13 protein-coding genes are annotated in these 16,550 nt (G+C 40.7%); 3 read left to right on the forward strand and 10 right to left on the reverse strand.

The window, feature by feature from the left end; translation table 11 throughout:
- Positions 1-135 precede the first annotated feature (135 nt).
- A complete protein-coding gene (gene fabV / locus Q7657_RS14725; RefSeq protein WP_107165067.1) occupies positions 136-1,338 on the forward strand; it encodes an enoyl-ACP reductase FabV in 1,203 nt (400 codons plus the stop codon).
- Between the two features lie 352 nt (positions 1,339-1,690).
- Here fabV and Q7657_RS14730 read toward each other — a convergent pair whose 3' ends face one another.
- From Q7657_RS14730 to Q7657_RS14750, 5 genes are all read right to left on the reverse strand, one after another.
- Positions 1,691-3,040: an ATP-binding protein gene (locus Q7657_RS14730; protein WP_107165068.1), complete on the reverse strand. Its 1,350-nt coding sequence runs from the start codon at positions 3,038-3,040 to the stop codon at positions 1,691-1,693.
- Entirely contained in the window at positions 3,037-3,711 is a 675-nt protein-coding gene (locus Q7657_RS14735; protein ID WP_107165069.1) for a response regulator, read from the reverse strand. Before Q7657_RS14735 ends, Q7657_RS14730 begins: the two co-directional genes overlap by 4 nt.
- Positions 3,712-3,993: 282 nt before the next feature.
- Positions 3,994-5,676, reverse strand: coding sequence for an aspartate:alanine antiporter (locus Q7657_RS14740; RefSeq protein WP_107165070.1), 1,683 nt, complete (start codon positions 5,674-5,676; stop codon positions 3,994-3,996).
- 263 nt (positions 5,677-5,939) lie between these two features.
- Entirely contained in the window at positions 5,940-6,203 is a 264-nt protein-coding gene (locus Q7657_RS14745; protein WP_053988305.1) for a GrxA family glutaredoxin, read from the reverse strand.
- A 168-nt stretch (positions 6,204-6,371) separates the two neighbouring features.
- Positions 6,372-7,325: a porin gene (locus Q7657_RS14750; RefSeq protein WP_107165071.1), complete on the reverse strand. Its 954-nt coding sequence runs from the start codon at positions 7,323-7,325 to the stop codon at positions 6,372-6,374.
- Between the two features lie 335 nt (positions 7,326-7,660).
- Here Q7657_RS14750 and Q7657_RS14755 point away from each other — a divergent pair, with 335 nt between their 5' ends.
- Together Q7657_RS14755 and Q7657_RS14760 are read left to right on the forward strand one after the other, a co-directional pair.
- Positions 7,661-8,842, forward strand: coding sequence for an iron-containing alcohol dehydrogenase (locus Q7657_RS14755; protein ID WP_107165072.1), 1,182 nt, complete (start codon positions 7,661-7,663; stop codon positions 8,840-8,842).
- 494 nt (positions 8,843-9,336) lie between these two features.
- Positions 9,337-9,927, forward strand: coding sequence for an acetate uptake transporter (locus Q7657_RS14760; RefSeq protein WP_107165073.1), 591 nt, complete (start codon positions 9,337-9,339; stop codon positions 9,925-9,927).
- Between the two features lie 129 nt (positions 9,928-10,056).
- Here the strand turns inward: Q7657_RS14760 and Q7657_RS14765 are convergent, their stop codons facing one another.
- From Q7657_RS14765 to pabB, 5 genes are all read right to left on the reverse strand, one after another.
- Positions 10,057-10,938, reverse strand: coding sequence for a helix-turn-helix transcriptional regulator (locus Q7657_RS14765; RefSeq protein WP_045069213.1), 882 nt, complete (start codon positions 10,936-10,938; stop codon positions 10,057-10,059).
- Between the two features lie 357 nt (positions 10,939-11,295).
- The gene (locus Q7657_RS14770; RefSeq protein ID WP_053988301.1) at positions 11,296-12,657 is read right to left on the reverse strand and encodes an L-serine ammonia-lyase; all 1,362 of its coding nucleotides are present in this window, start codon (positions 12,655-12,657) and stop codon (positions 11,296-11,298) included.
- Between the two features lie 239 nt (positions 12,658-12,896).
- On the reverse strand, positions 12,897-14,150 hold the full coding sequence (locus Q7657_RS14775) for an aromatic amino acid transport family protein (protein ID WP_107165074.1): 1,254 nt from the start codon (positions 14,148-14,150) through the stop codon (positions 12,897-12,899).
- A gap of 186 nt (positions 14,151-14,336) precedes the next feature.
- The gene (locus tag Q7657_RS14780) at positions 14,337-14,945 is read right to left on the reverse strand and encodes a CoA pyrophosphatase (protein ID WP_053988299.1); all 609 of its coding nucleotides are present in this window, start codon (positions 14,943-14,945) and stop codon (positions 14,337-14,339) included.
- A 70-nt stretch (positions 14,946-15,015) separates the two neighbouring features.
- Entirely contained in the window at positions 15,016-16,413 is a 1,398-nt protein-coding gene (gene pabB / locus Q7657_RS14785; protein ID WP_181319780.1) for an aminodeoxychorismate synthase component I, read from the reverse strand.
- Positions 16,414-16,550 lie beyond the last annotated feature (137 nt).

Consider the following 16,550-nt stretch of genomic DNA (forward strand, 5'->3'; position numbering starts at 1 on the left):
CGTGGCACTTTTTTTGAGCAAAATTATTGATAACACCTCCAACCACTGCGTTTTTTACCGTTTTATGTCATAAATTTAATGCGCATTGGACGCTAACCTTTTATCCTATCGACAACTATGTAAGGGAAGTTGAAGATGATCATCAAACCTAAAACTCGTGGATTTATTTGTACAACAACGCACCCAGTGGGTTGTGAAGAGAACGTAAAAGAGCAGATTGCTTACACTAAAGCACAAGGCCCAATTGCAAATGCACCTAAGCGTGTACTTGTTGTTGGTTCATCAAGTGGTTACGGCCTATCGTCACGTATTGCAGCAGCATTTGGTGGCGGTGCAGCAACCATTGGTGTGTTCTTTGAAAAGCCAGGTACAGAGAAAAAACCAGGTACTGCAGGTTGGTATAACTCAGCAGCATTTGACAAGTTTGCGAAAGAAGAAGGTCTTTACTCAAAAAGCTTGAATGGTGATGCTTTCTCTAACGAAGCAAAACAAAAAACCATTGATTTGATCAAAGAAGATCTTGGTCAAGTTGATATGGTTATCTACTCATTAGCATCACCAGTACGTAAATTACCTGAAACTGGTGAAGTTGTTCGTTCATGCCTAAAACCTATGGGTGAAACGTACACTGCAACAGCAGTAGATACCAATAAAGACGTATTGATCGAAGCAAGCATTGAACCTGCTACAGAGCAAGAAGTTGCTGACACAGTAACAGTTATGGGCGGTCAAGATTGGGAACTTTGGATTGATGCGCTATCAGATGCTGGCGTATTAGCTGATGGTTGTAAGACTGTGGCTTACAGCTATATCGGTACTGAAATCACATGGCCAATCTACTGGCACGGTGCGCTAGGCCAAGCGAAGATGGATCTTGATCGTGCAGCGAAAGAGCTAAACGAGAAGCTAGCAAAAAATGGCGGCTCAGCAAATGTTGCTGTACTTAAGAGTGTGGTAACACAAGCAAGTGCAGCGATTCCTGTAATGCCATTGTACATCGCTATGGTATTTAAGAAGATGCGTGAAGAAGGTGTACACGAAGGTTGTATGCAGCAAATTCTACGTATGTTCAATGATCGTCTATTTAAAGCAGACGGCACAGCCGCTGAAGTGGATGGTGAAAACCGTCTACGTCTAGATGACTGGGAACTACGTGAAGACATTCAACAGCACTGTCGCGATCTATGGCCGAACGTAACTAATGAAAATCTATTTGATGTTGCGGATTACCAGCAATACAAAGATGAGTTCTTAAAGCTGTTTGGTTTTGGCATTGAATCTGTTGATTACGATGCTGACGTAAATCCAGAAGTTAATTTTGATGTACAAGACATCTAATTAATTCTGAAATAAAAAAACCGCCTAAGTTGAGGCGGTTTTTTTGTATCAAAGGAAAGTGATTTAGGAAGACTTCTTTTCTTTATGTAGCCAACCACATTGGTTACAAATGTGAATTCTTCGAAGATAAAGCCGATGCCATAATTTTCGTTTGACCCTTGAGGTATCAAAACTTGAACACTTCTCGCACTGCATTACTTATCCTCTTCTTGCCTTCATTGAATGAAAAATAAATCATCAGTGACAATTTTGACGATAATAATGAATATGTCTATTAATGAGTGTCAAATTATTGGCGTTTCATTGGGCTACATAAAATCCTTAGAGTTGTAACAAATTTTTAATGCTCAAATTAGTCATTGAGCTTTGGTAAGTTAATGACAAATGCTGCGCCTTCTAGTTCAGATTCTTCCACATAGATCTTACCTTGGTAGCTATCTACAATCTCATGACACACAGATAAACCGATACCTTGCCCAGGATTGAGCTGATCAGAGCGTACGCCTCGTTGGAAGATAGCTTCTCGCATATCAGGTTTTACCCCAGGACCATCATCCTCAATCTTGATGGTGATATAAGCGTCAGTTTCATTAACGGTAATACGGACTTGGCTGATACAAAAACGAAATGAGTTTTCAAGCATATTGCCAAATAGCTCCATTAAATCATCTTTGTTCAGTGGCAGCATAACATCATCACTAAAATTGCAGTGAAGTTGAGCTTGCTTATCTGCATAGATCTTGCTCAACATATGGTTAAGGCTAGTCACAATCGGCATTAGTTTGCTATTGCTCTTCTGTAATCCTTGTTGGCCGACCATTGCACGTTTTAATTGATATTGAACCAAGTCATCCATTTGGCTGATTTGCTCCATAATGCGTTGATTTAACTCGTGTCGCTCTAGGGTTTTATCATCTAATAAGGCATTGGTTGCTGCGAGGCGAGTTTTTAAACTATGGGCTAAATCATCCATAGCATGACGGTATCGACCTTTTTGATCGCTACTAATGCGGTTTAAACGGTTAACCGCTTTGGTGACTTCTTGCAGCTCCATTGGGTAGTCATTATCCAAATTATCACGCTTGGCTTCTGCCATTTGATCGAGTTGGGCTGCTAGTTTACGTAATGGTTGGAAACCCCAATGGAAAGCAGCGATCAGAAATGCGACCGCAATTAGCACAAACAAGCCTAGATAGAAGGCTGTACGTTGGTGAAGTCTCGCTAGGGCTTTTTCGTATGAGTCTGCTGAGCGCAAGACAACGAGCTGGTAAATATTACCGTTTTCACGATCGCGACTAAGGTTATAGGCGATATAACCTTTGTCATCACCCATTTTGATCAGCGTCGGGGTAGGGATCTCTTCTGGCAAATAACGACAAACATTTTTTAAATTGGCTTTATCTGCCTCATGGGAAAGCCATGTAGTGTTATCTGCCTGATCGCAAACTACAGCAATGTAATCAGTATCGGATGGATCAAGAGAGTCTATCCATTTATCGACATCTTTGATTAAACCTGCTCTGTTAAGCTGTGCTACGACCATTGGCATTTGTGCAACAAGCTCAGAAGAATAAGACGCCATATAGCTTTGGGAGTAGAGCTTATTAATCACCGCCGCTAGTGCGGAAGTGACTAAAGCAATAATAGCAACCGAAGTGATTAATACTCGGCGTCTTAAACGAGGTTGTATAAACTGCTTCATTGGGCACTCAGTTCAAAGATATAGCCCTGACCACGAATGGTTGAAATCGGGTTATCTTGACCTGTTTTGGTGAATTTCTTACGTAAACGACTGATCATGACTTCAATCGTATTAGGATCGCCTTCTTGATCTTCGTACAGCACATCTAATAGACGTTGCTTAGAGACGACCTGACGGCTATGACGCATCAAGTATTCCAATAGATCGTATTCAAATGCAGTTAATTCCAGCAGGTTTTCTTGTACATAAACTTGTTTAGCGAGTAAATCGACACGAATATCACCAGCAGTCATCTCGGGTTTCACAAAACCAGCACTGCGGCGAACAAGGGCACTTAAACGCGCTACCATTTCTTCTTTTTGGAAAGGTTTGACAAGGTAATCATCTGCACCAGCTTCAAGACCTGTCACTTTATCTTGCCAGTTAGAACGTGCAGTAAGAATAAGAATAGGTAAACGAAGCCCTTTTTTACGCATGTCTTTAATTAAACTAATACCGTCACGATCAGGTAAGCCGATATCGACAATAGCGATGTCATTAGGATAGTTTTCTGCAAAAAAGAGACCTTCTTCAGCAGTATTAGCGCACTGAACTTGGTTGCCTAATTCACTGAGTTGAGACTTTAAGTGATGGCTAAGGATGGCATCGTCTTCGACAATAAGAATTCGCATAAATTAAAACACCCAAGGTAACTATTTGTATTTATAAGTATCTATGGTACGAAATATTGCCATTATTCGCATTATTTATCGTTGCCATAAATTGAAATTAGTGCGCTAAAGCAGAAAAGTAAGCGATGTCTAAGCTGCTTTACGTTATTAACTCAAAGGGATGATTAATAACAAATTAACGCTATGAGGGTTAGTGTAGGTATCTTGACTGAATAGAGGCTGACTCATGAGATAACTCACTTATCAGCCCCTTTGATCTTGAGAGGGTTAATGATTCACGGATTACTTTAATATGATAATCAATGTACCTGCGATCGTGAGTAGTACGTTAGCAATGGCATAAGTACCAGCATAACCTAATGCAGGGATCGTACTACGTGCGTGCGCATTAATCATGTCCATTGCTGGCGCACAGGTACGGGCACCAATGATGGCACCGAATAGCAATGCACGGTTCATTTTCAGTACATAAGCACCGAATAGGTACGCAAGTACAACAGGAATAACACTAACCATTAAACTGGTAACAAACACGGTCAAACCTATGTGTTCAATGGATGCAAATAGATTTGAACCTGCGCTTAAACCAATTCCCACCATAAAAACCATCAAACCGAGATCTTTAGTCATATTCAGCGCCCCTTGGGGAACGTATCCGAAAGTAGGGTGGTTGGCACGTAAAAAGCCTAAGGTAATACCTGCGATAAGAAGGCCAGCAGCACTACCTAAACCAAACGCAATATGACCAAACTTCATGGTGATCAAACCCAGTAGCAAGCCAATAATAAAGAAACAACAGAATGCTAATAGATCGGCAATTTGACTGTGGATCGAGATGAAACCAATGCGTTCAGCAAGACCATGTACACGGCTCTTTTCACCGCTAACTTGAAGAATATCCCCTTTGTTTAGCAAGATATTATGATCCATTGGCATTTCGATCTGTGCACGTACTACACGGTTTAGGAAACAGCCGTATTCAGATAGGTTAAGCTCTGATAAGCGTTTACCTGCAATGCTGTCATTTTTAACCACAATTTCTTCTTCAATAACCCGAAGATCCAGCAAGTCGCGGTCGAATACTTCTTTACCATTACGGAAACTTGGATCAAGACGCGCATGGCTGTCGGGGTAACCTACTAACGCAATCTCATCGCCTTCTTGCAAAATCGCATCACCGTCAGGGTTCGCTAAGATACCGTTACGACGTACACGTTCGATATAGCAACCTGTTTGGCGGTAGATACCTAATTCACGTAAGTTACGGCCATCAATCCAGTTAATTAGCTCAGGGCCGACACGGTAAGCACGGATAATTGGCAAATAGACTTTGCGTTGTGCAACTTCACCAATACCACGTTCACGAGCTATCTGTTGTGATGATTCCGCAAGGTTTTGCTTTTGTAGCGTCGGCATTAATTTCGCAAGGAAGATCAAGCTAACAAGACCAACCAAGTAAGACATCGCGTAACCTACACTTAAGTTTTCTATTAACTGCTTAATAATAGTGGGATCGCTAATACCGGAAAGGCCTGTGTTTAATGCATCTTTTGCACCTACAAGCACAGGCGTTGCGGTTAAAGAGCCAGCCATCAAGCCAGTCGCTAAGCCAATATCCATATGAAGATAATGCGCCATAGTCATGGTAATAGCGATTGAAGATAGTAGAACAACCAGTGCTAGTAATAGGTAGTGTTTACCGTCCCGAAAGAAGATACCGAAAAAGTTTGGGCCGGCCTCAATACCTACACAAAAGATAAACAGCATAAAGCCGATATTTAGTGCGTCTGTATCAAAGGTAAAACCAGCATTACCGAATAAAAGTGCGGTAACTAAAACGCCGATAGAATTACCTAAGCTCATCTTTGCAAAGCGTAATTTGCCAATACTTAAACCAACGGCAAGCACAACAAAGAGTAATAAAATATCGTTTTGGTGTAGAAGCGCTGCTACATCAATGTTCACAACAGGATTTCCGACAATAAAATGGTAGTAAAAGTAGTCAAATTCTAGCTGATTTTTTCTAAGGGTTATAGCGTATATTCTAAAAAAACATTGAAAATTAGGGTTAATAACTTCTGATTTAACTTGTTTTATGAATTTAAAGAGAAAGGCTGATAAAACAGGGTACTATACGTTAAAAATACTGTTCATTTAGGTTGATAAATCGTGATAACAAAAAATAAAAAAGGCCGAACAATGTCGGCCTTTTGAAAGATAAAACTTTCTTATTGGAACAGTAGGTTATGTTCTTTAGCGTAAGCTTCGAAATCAGTACAACCACCAATATGCTCTTGGTCAACGAAGATTTGCGGTACTGTTTCAACAGGTTTACCAACGGTTTTTTCTAGATCAGCTTTGCTGATACCTTCAGCGTGGATATCAACGTAACGGAAATTAAAATCATCACGCTCAGCTTTAATCTTTTCTGCTAATTCCTTAGCACGTACACAGAATGGGCAACCTGGGCGACCAAAAATTACTACGAACATAAAATTTCTCCTGCAAAATTATGGTAGTACTATAGCGTGAGTTTATAGATAGAGAAAGAGGGTTTTCCCTGTTAGAGCAATAGATAAAATCGATGAAAGACAGTGAATAGGGAAAAATAAAAAACCAAGCGTAACAGCTTGGCTTTTTGCATATTTTAATATCGATGATTAGAAGTCGTAGCGAATACCTACTTGTAGTTCGTCATCTTCACCATCAATTTGGTTAAATAGGTAACCTGCGTATGTACGTAGGTTTTTATTAAATTTGTAGATACCTTCTAACACGAAGTAATCTACATCATCAGTTTTAACGCCAGCTTCTTCTGATTGCTTAAAGTTATAAGCAGCTTGAGCAATAAACTTGTTCATTTTAAAAGCAGTTGCAAGTTCGTAACCTGTTAGATCGGCGTTACCTTTTTCACCGCTTGCATAAGTAGCACCAGCGTAGAAGTTATTGAACTCGTAGCTTGCTGCTAAATTGTACTGGTTTGCATCAACGTCAGTACCGTCTTGACCGTTAACATAACCCGCACCTAACGATAGACCAAATGGGAATGCATATTGTGCTGCAATACCGTAGCTATCTGAATCTTTCTCATCATCGTTGTTTTCAGCAATGTAGTTTGCTGAAACGGTGAAGTTGTTAAACTCGCCAGCATATAAGAAGTTATTTTCACGCTTGTCTTTGTTGCCATCAACAAGGTCGACACCGTCACCACCAAAGGTAGCAAGGATATCAGTGTAGTCTGTTAGCATAACTTGTGCAGAATCTTGCTTACCGTATGAGAAAGCACCTGCTTGAGTATCAAAGCCTGCGTATACGTAGCGACTAGTTATCGTTGTGTCTTTATCATCTGAGATTTCTGCTTCATATTTACCGAAAGCTGTTACGTCATCAGTAATTTTCGCTTTACCTTTTAGGTTGATACGCGCACGGCTCTTATCTTTAAACGCATTACCAGTACCATCATCACCTTTGTTTGCATCTGAAATATTAAAACGCGCTTCAGCTCGGCCGCCAATACTTAGTGATTTACTATCATCTTCGTAAACAGTTGCTGCGTTCGCTGTACCTGCTACGAGTGACGCTAAAATTGCTGATGCCAATACTGCTTTTTTCATTTTTATTCCCCTAGAAATAATGTAATTCGGGCTTCAGTGCCTCTTGATTGGCAGCAGATTAGTGCAGTTATGTTAAAGTTTCATGTAAGTAAAAAGTTACTTTTATTACATATATCAATGAGATAAGTGTGTGTATTTTGTGAACTGATACGTATTATGGAAAAGGCTATATTTGATAACAGGAAAACCTTGTTTTACGTCAATACCTAGATGAAGTTACTGGATAGTGTAAGTTTGAAGTAGCGAGATAAAATTAATTATTTTGTTAATAATTAATTTCATTTGAGCGTTAAGTTTCTGATTGCTTGAATAATTGCAAGATAGGGAAGGGCTGTATGTTTCAATTTATGACATCAACGAGAATTGTTTTTGGTGAAGGGGCGTTGCAGGAGTCATTGTCTCTTTTTAATCAATTTGGTTATTGCGTCTTGTTAGTTACAGGTCGTGATGATGAACGTCCAAAGCCATTAGAAACCTATTTCAAGCAACAGAACATGCGTTATCAGCGTGTTGCTATTTTGGGTGAGCCATTAATCGCAACTGTAGAAGAGCTTGCTGTGATGGGGCGGAAATTTCGTCCTGATATGATCATTGGTATTGGCGGTGGTAGCGTGATTGATGTTGCTAAAGCACTGGCAGCGATGATCCCCAATCAAGGTTGTGTTTACGATTATGTTGATGTGGTGGGGCGAAATGTGCCACTTCAAGTTAAACCGTTACCCATGATTGCAATACCGACTACTGCGGGTACTGGTGCTGAAGTGAGTAAAAGTGCTGTACTTCAATCGGCACAAGAACAAGTTAAGGTTAATCTGAGCAGCTTAGAGTTATTCCCTGATCTTGCGATTATTGATCCTACACTAAGCTACGGTATGGATCCGATTATTTCAGGCTACTGTGGTTTAGATGCGTTAACTCATTTAATTGAAGCCTATGTGTGTGGGGAGCCTAATCCGTTAACTGACATGATCTGTGAAGAGGGCATACGTAGGGTTAGTGGTGCATTATTTACTGCGTGTTTAGATGATCATTTACCATCACGAAGTGACATGGCATTTGCGGCAATGCTGGGGGGAATGGCTCGCACCAATGCAAAACTTGGCGCGGCACATGGTTTAGCATCTGCACTTTCTGGTCGTTTAAAAGCACCTCATGGTTTAATTACCGCAAGGTTATCTCCTTATGTAATGAGAGAAAACGTTAATGTCGCTTTAGAGGTTGGACGGAATGATGTATTGAGCCGTTATCGTAAAGTCGCTGTGCTGCTAACTGGCAATGATAACGCTGATATTGAGCTAGGGATTGATTGGGTTGTTACTGCTGTAGGTAAGCTTAACTTGCCATCATTATCTGAGTTCGGCTTATGTAATACGTTATTTGAAATAGTGGCAGATGATGCGCTGCGTAGTCACGCGATTAAAGGTAATCCACTACCATTAACGCAGTTACGATTAATTAATATTCTTCAGCAAGTTTGTCAGTGCCATCATGATTTAAATGAATTAAAGATGGAGTAAAAAACAATATGTTGAACAGATGAGAGCTATAGTTTTTGTAATTAAATTGCTTTTAGGCATAAAAGTCATTTAGAAGGCTGTTTTTATCGTTTAAAACATGAATATTTACATTTTATCTTACAAATGTTCGATTTTTCTCTGAACTGTACTGTTATAACTGCGATATCTAAAAAAGGTTGTAACATGCATTTTTATTTGTATGACTTTTTTGTGTTTTTATAAATCAATATGTTAGGTGTTTTTGATGGTAGTTTCTGAATAAGATTAAGATAGTTATTCATATTTTCACGTTTCCTAACAAATTTTATCCCTTGTTATTATCTGAAATCTTTACAAAATGGATTTTCTTCTCAACTTTTTTCATTTTCTTGCCTTTTCGACGGTTTATACGTTGATCTGTCTCTCACCATCTATTAGAATTCGCCGCGCATTTAACATGCAACCACATTTTAATATTTACCACTTTTATTGAATAACTCCTGCAGGGGACATAAATGTCTACAAAATTAGCTAACCCAGCACCGCTAGGCTTGATGGGTTTTGGTATGACTACCATTCTTTTAAACATCCATAACGCTGGATTCTTTCCATTAGATTCAATGATCCTAGCTATGGGTATTTTCTACGGTGGTTTAGGCCAAGTGCTAGTAGGTATGATGTGTTTCAAGCGTGGTGATACATTTGGTACAACAGCATTCACTTCTTACGGTCTATTTTGGTTAACGCTTGTTGGTCTAATTGCACTGCCTAAGATGGGCTTTGCTGCAAGTCCTGCACATTTCATGGGTTGGTACCTAGCTCTTTGGGGTGTGTTCACAGCGTTCATGTTCGTAGGTTCGCTACGTTACCCACGCGCTAAGCAAGTAGTATTTGGTTCATTAACGATCCTATTCTTCCTACTAGCAGTTCGTGATTTCACTGGCAATGCAACTATTGGTTTCATCGCAGGTATCGAAGGTATCTTCTGTGGAGCAAGCGCAATTTACTTTGCAATGGCACAAGTACTAAACGCTGAATATGGTCGTACAATTCTACCAATCGGTGAATTGAAGAAAGAGCAAGTAAGTCTAAAAGCTGCTGCTTAATCTTAAAAAATTAAGAATTGAAGAGCCTCGTTGAAAAACGGGGCTTTTTTGTATCTGAAATTCATCACTATCAGATACAAAAAAACCTCGCTAGCAATGGCGAGGTTTTTATTTATGTGGCGATTTTAATTAACAGCAAGACTGTGTGATTTGCACATTTGGCTTGTAGGTAAAATTACCTTCAGTATTCACATCATTTTCTCGTCGAGATGTTGTTCTAAATTGTGATGGAGTAATGCCATATTTGCGTTTAAATGCATCACAAAAATAAGCTGCACTACCAAAGCCCGAACGATTACCTATTTGAGAAATAGAATAGTTGGAGAACGTCAGGTAATTCAGTGCGAGCCCCATACGGACATCAAGTAACAACTGACTAAATGAAACACCTTCTTTGGCTAAATGACGACGCAATGTTGACTGGGTCGTAAATAATGCTTTAGCCATATCATCAACACTCCATTTGCGTTGAGGATCTTGCGTAATTAAGCGAGCAATGGTGCGCTCTTTTGGCTCATCATAGTTAAAGCGGTAAACGTTAAAGACATCGATACCTGCTTCATTGAGTGCCATTAAGATAAAGGTCAAACATTGGCTTAATAGTGTTTTTTCCATTGCGGAGCCGCAAATAGAAGGTAACAACTTATTAAATAGGGCAAAGTTTTGCTCTACAACATCTGGAGTTTCAATGGTGTATACCGGTGAACAACTTGCTGTCGGGAATGTTGGTTGCTTTAATGCACTGATATATTTGAATGCTTCAGTGATTGACTCTTCATCGATCATCAACAGTTGTAGTTCAATGTTTTCTTGGCTATTAAGCTGGTTAATAGAACATGAAATATGACTAAACTTTGGCACTACAAACGTACTATTGTTTTTTAATTCAATAGCATGACCGTTAATATGAACATCGCCTTGGACATTAGATAATTTTACAATTAAGTGATGGTCGACATAAAACTCTTTCAAAACCACGTGGCTTTGAGAGAGGATACGCTTATATTTCATAGCAATACTGCTTCTCTAAAAGTGGAAATAAATCCTTCATTACACACCAAAATTAGGCGACCGTTCTAAGAGTATAGCCATTCTAAAGAGGAATATATTGGGATGGCTTTACACGCGACTGAGTATAGGACTAAACGAAACGGATGAATAGTTGAAAATCACCTAACACGTGTTATCAATCACATTGATTATGCGATTCTATATCAAATGACCTTAAATCGAAATTTATTTGTATTATAAATTAATCAAAAAGAAAAATACTTTAATGGAATAGTTCGGGGTGTGGTTTGGTAGGGGATGTAGAGATAAAAAAGCTGCCATATAGGCAGCTTTTCGAAAGAAGTCTTAATGCTTAAATTAGCAAATGACTTTGATTGCTAGACCGCCTTGTGATGTTTCACGGTATTTAGCATTCATGTCTTTACCTGTTTCTAGCATGGTCTCGATAACTTTATCTAGCGAAACGCGAGGATCAGATGAACGACGTAGTGCCATGCGAGATGCGTTGATTGCTTTAACTGCAGCAATACCGTTACGCTCGATACATGGAACCTGAACTTGACCAGCAACTGGGTCACACGTTAGACCTAGGTTGTGCTCCATAGCGATTTCAGCAGCCATACATACTTGCTCTGGGCTACCACCCATAAGCTCAGCAAGACCAGCAGCAGCCATAGAACATGCTACGCCCACTTCACCCTGACAGCCAACTTCAGCACCAGAGATAGATGCATTACGCTTGTATAGACCACCAACAGCACCAGATGCTGCGAAGTAACGTGTGTACTCTTTAGGACCAACAGACTGAACAAACTTATCGTAGTAAGCCAGTACCGCAGGGATGATGCCACATGCGCCATTTGTTGGTGCAGTTACAACACGGCCACCAGCTGCGTTTTCTTCGTTTACTGCGAAAGCAAACATGTTCACCCAATCAACCACAGTCATTGGATCGTTGCTTAGCTTCTCAGATGTCATTAGTTGCTGACGAAGTGCAGCGGCACGACGTGGAACACGTAGCGGACCCGGTAAGATACCTTCTTCGTTCATACCACGATCCATACAATCACGCATGGTTTTCCAGATGTTAGCAAAGTAGTTGCTGATCTCATCTTCTGCGTTCATTGCACGTTCATTCGCCATCACTAGCGAGCTGATTGATAGGCCGTGCTCTTTACATTGATCAACAAGCTCAGATGCGTAGTTGAATGGGTAAGGAACAACGACTTTTGATTCTTGTGCTTTACCGAAGTTTTCTTCGTCAACGATGAAACCACCACCGATAGAGTAGTAAGTTTTAGAGAAGATCTTCTCGTCACCAATCCATGCATGAATAGACATACCATTCTCATGCAGTTCAAGGTTAGTTGTGTGGAAGTTCATACCGCCATCACGAGGGAAGTCAACAGTGTGGCAGTGCATACCAACAGGTAGGCGCTCTGTTTCTTCAACGCGTGCGATAAAACCTGGAATACTGTCAATATCAACATGCTCAGGGCTGTTACCTGCAAGACCCATAATGATAGCGATATCAGTATGGTGGCCTTTACCAGTAAGAGAAAGAGAGCCGTATACGTCAACAGTAATCTTAGTTACGTCGCGTAGTTTACCCATAGAGCGCAGATCATCGATGAACTCTTTACCTGCTTTCATTGGACCGACAGTATGTGAACTGGAAGGGCCCACACCGATTTTGTAAATATCAAAAACACTGATCATGTTATTACCTCAGTCGGGGGAAGCGGTTCTTGCCTCCGGCCAAGACTGTATGCGTTTTATAACTCGCCCCTTCCTTGGCGAGCGTACTTAAAAAAGTAAGAGCAGAACCTATAAAGCATCCTGCCCTTAATTATCGTATAGATTGAGTCTATTGTACCAGAACGCTATACCTTTTCTTATCTTTTATGCTTCAAAAAAGAAGTATTTTTGTGTCTGTATAGCGTCTGTTTATCAAGCGATTAGAATGCGCCGTAAATCACAGATGTAATTGCTGCGATACCACACAGAGCGGTGAAAATACGTGCTGCTACAGACGTCTTGTATTTCGCCATTGCTGGTACTTTTTGCATCGCTACTACTGGCATTAGGAACAGAATTGCAGCAATCATTGGTGCACCCATTGTTTCAATCATGCCAAGGATACTTGGGTTGATGATTGCTACAATCCAAGTCGTGATAACGATGAATGCTAGTGATAGTTTTTCAATCTTGCTTACAGGCATGCTGCTGCGAGACTTAGCTAGACCAACAAGACCTTCATGTGCACCTAGGAAGTGACCGAAGTAGCTTGATGTGATAGCAGCGAAAGCAACTAGTGGACCTAAGTAAGAGATTGCTGGTGAATCTTTAACGTTCGCTAAGTAAGAAAGAACAGAGATGTTTTGCTCTTTCGCCATGTTTAGTTGCTCTGGAGACATAGACAGTACAACAGAGAAAACGAAGAACATAACAAAGCCCATTAGCATCATTGCTGCGCCGCCAGTGATCATGTCAGTTTTCTTCACTGCATCTTCACCGTAAACGTGGCGTTGTTCTTTTGCAAACTGGCTAATGATTGGGCTGTGGTTGAAAGAGAACACGATGATTGGGATTGCAAGCCATACAACAGCAGGCATAGAAGACCAATCTGGTGCCACAGACATCATTGATGTGTTCCAGTCAGGAATTAGGTAGATAGATAGCGCTAGTAGGATAAATACTAGAGGGTAAACCATTGCTGACGTTGCTTTTAGCATCAGCTCTTTACCAAATACCACACCTGCAGTCATCAGAGCGATTAATACGCCTGATAGTAACCAACGTGGAATTGACTCCATGCCTAGCTGGTTAACCATGAAAGAGTCAACGGTATTAGTGATACCTACGCCGTAAATAAGCACGATAGGGTAGATAGCGAAGAAGTAAGCAAAAGTAATTAGGTTTGCACCTGCTTTACCGTAGTGCTCTTCAACTGTGTCTGTAATATCAGCATTTGGGTTTTTCGCTGAAAGAACAAAACGTGCTAGACCTTTGTGCGCAAGCCAAGTCATTGGTGCTGCAATTAGTGCCAAAATAACAAGTGGCCAGAAACCGCCCGCGCCAGCTTTAATTGGAAGGAATAGAACACCAGCACCTACGGCTGTACCGAATAGTGATAATGCCCATGTAAAATCTTTATAAGTCCAACGTGTTTTTGCTACACCAGTTTTCACTGCAGTTGATGTATTTTGCATTTTTTGTCATCCAAAAAAAGGGAACGGAACGGAACGTTGTTTTAGGAACACGTGCATTTTCGTTATTTACAGCGGGAATACAATGATAAAGATCTCGTTATGTAATCCATTTTATTTGTGGTACAAAATAAAAAGACATCGATCACATTTTAAGATTTGGCAGGAGCTAAAAAAACAGCTAAACGACTACAAATTATCATCCCAAATTTGGTCTGAAAGTAGCTTAATCATTTGGGCTGTGGCACCCCATATTGGATAGCCTTCATAAGGGATGTTGTAGACGTGATGATTTTTGCCATTGATAAGAAATTTATGCTGACGAATATTATCAGGATTCAGCAGGTGATTGAGTGGTGCTTCAAAGATCATATCCACTTCATTTGGGTCTGGAATGGCGATGTAATCAGGGTCAATAGTGGCAATAAAAGGTGTCACCATATAACCACTTACAGTGGGTAAAGCTGGCAAATTACCTAGCACATCATGACGGTGACAAATGATATTGGTTTCTTCAAATGTTTCACGAAGTGCGGTACTGATCAAATCACTGTCAGTCGGCTCAAAACGCCCCCCTGGAAAAGCAATTTGTCCAGGGTGATGTTTTAAGTGTTCTGCTCGTCGTGTTAGCACCACATTAAAGCCATTATTACGGCGCACCAGAAGGATAAGTACAGCAGCTTGTTTAAAGGGATGAGATGCATTCCAATGCTGGCGAATACGATCTTCATGACTTTGATCGTATTGCAGACTTGGTGCAAGAATAAATCGACTTAAAATTTGCTGCTGTTCAACCATAAAACCTCTTGGCTTAAATCGTTAGGTTGTTATGTCCTAAATATTAATGTGATGTATTTATCAATACCTCTTATAAGACTGGCAGAATTTTGCTCAATTTGTCGAGAGTTTCTTGATATTCGCTGTCAGCATCACTGTCTGCCACGATACCACCGCCAGCCCAAGCATGGATTTTTTGCTCATTTGCCACCAATGTTCGAATCGTAATACTGGTATCCATTGCACCACAGCGGCTGATATAGCCAATACTGCCACAGTAAATACTTCGGCGATGCGGTTCTAACTCTTCAATGATTTCCATCGCTCGCACTTTTGGCGCGCCTGTAATTGAACCTCCAGGAAAACAGGCTTTTAACAAATCTGTAGCACTGTGTTCGGCACCTAATTCACCAGTTACCGTACTCACAAGGTGATGAACAGCTGGAAAACTTTCAATTGCAAACAAGTGAGGAACGCTTACTGTCCCCGGAGCTGCCACACGACCAATATCATTACGCAGTAAATCCACAATCATTAAGTTTTCTGCGCGATCTTTATTTGCCTGTTGTAGTGCAAGGGCATTTTCTTTGTCTTGCGCTTCATCGTTACTACGAGGGCGTGTGCCCTTAATTGGCTTAGTTTCAATTTGTCCATTACGCAATTGCAAAAAGCGCTCTGGCGATACGGATAAAATAGCACCTTGGTGTAAGCGAATGAAACCAGAGAATGGCGCACCATTTTCGGCTTCAAGGGCAAGGTAGGCTTGCCATTCATTACCTTCATAATTAGCTGTAAAACGCTGGGCTAAGTTAATTTGGTAGCAATCGCCGGACAGCAAATACTCTTGAATATTGTTAAATTTGTTACGGTAGCTGTCACGGGTCATGTTCGATGCCCATGATGATGTTAATGAAAAGCTATGAGCAGTTGTTGGCTCTGTTGCTATTTGCGCATGAGAAAAAGCGGTTTGATGCTGTTCTAGCCATGCTTTACGTTGTCCATTTTTAGGCTCAACTAATGTCACTGTTTGCTTTTTATGATCAACAATCAATGCCCAATCATAAATGCCAAGGGCTAAATCTGGCAGTGGAATATCGTGCTCAGCCAGCGTGGCAATTTGCTCTACTTGGCGACCGAGATCATAACTAAAGTAGCCCAGTGTCCCGCCAATAAAAGGAAGTTCATCAATTGGGCTAAGTGCAGGTAATAATTGCTGTTGTAGTGATTGCACTTCTGCAAATGGATCGGCAGTGTTGGTTTTTACCTCGCCATTGGCATAAGTGATGGTGTTAGTGCCACTTTCTGACTCGATAGTGGCTAAAGGATCGGCAACCACAATGTCAAAACGGTTATCGGGATGATTTTCTGCGGCCGAGCGTAATATCATAGCCCATGGCAAACCAGAGAGTGGTGCAAACCATGTTAATGCAGCGTCTTTTGAATAGACGAGAGATGTAATGCTTAATTCTGGATGTGATTTACAAATCATTTTCTTTTTTGTGACAAGGGTTTGATTGGCGCGTAGCGCAATAATAAGTGCAAGAGTATCATATTCGGCGAAAGACGCCCAAAGATGAACATGTACTTAACGTGTACTTCACCCTACAAAATTGGAAGAATACTCCG

The sequence above is a fragment of the Candidatus Photobacterium acropomis genome (assembly GCF_030685555.1).
Taxonomy (GTDB): domain Bacteria; phylum Pseudomonadota; class Gammaproteobacteria; order Enterobacterales; family Vibrionaceae; genus Photobacterium; species Photobacterium lucens.

Excerpts from the sequence above, each read along its gene's own strand:
- fabV (WP_107165067.1), top strand. The coding sequence starts at position 136 with ATGATCATCAAACCTAAAACTCGTGGATTTATTTGTACAACAACGCAC.
- Q7657_RS14730 (WP_107165068.1), bottom strand. The coding sequence starts at position 3,040 with ATGAAGCAGTTTATACAACCTCGTTTAAGACGCCGAGTATTAATCACT.
- Q7657_RS14735 (WP_107165069.1), bottom strand. The coding sequence starts at position 3,711 with ATGCGAATTCTTATTGTCGAAGACGATGCCATCCTTAGCCATCACTTA.
- Q7657_RS14745 (WP_053988305.1), bottom strand. The coding sequence starts at position 6,203 with ATGTTCGTAGTAATTTTTGGTCGCCCAGGTTGCCCATTCTGTGTACGT.
- Q7657_RS14750 (WP_107165071.1), bottom strand. The coding sequence starts at position 7,325 with ATGAAAAAAGCAGTATTGGCATCAGCAATTTTAGCGTCACTCGTAGCA.
- Q7657_RS14755 (WP_107165072.1), top strand. The coding sequence starts at position 7,661 with ATGTTTCAATTTATGACATCAACGAGAATTGTTTTTGGTGAAGGGGCG.
- Q7657_RS14760 (WP_107165073.1), top strand. The coding sequence starts at position 9,337 with ATGTCTACAAAATTAGCTAACCCAGCACCGCTAGGCTTGATGGGTTTT.
- Q7657_RS14765 (WP_045069213.1), bottom strand. The coding sequence starts at position 10,938 with ATGAAATATAAGCGTATCCTCTCTCAAAGCCACGTGGTTTTGAAAGAG.
- Q7657_RS14770 (WP_053988301.1), bottom strand. The coding sequence starts at position 12,657 with ATGATCAGTGTTTTTGATATTTACAAAATCGGTGTGGGCCCTTCCAGT.
- Q7657_RS14775 (WP_107165074.1), bottom strand. The coding sequence starts at position 14,150 with ATGCAAAATACATCAACTGCAGTGAAAACTGGTGTAGCAAAAACACGT.
- Q7657_RS14780 (WP_053988299.1), bottom strand. The coding sequence starts at position 14,945 with ATGGTTGAACAGCAGCAAATTTTAAGTCGATTTATTCTTGCACCAAGT.
- pabB (WP_181319780.1), bottom strand. The coding sequence starts at position 16,413 with ATGATTTGTAAATCACATCCAGAATTAAGCATTACATCTCTCGTCTAT.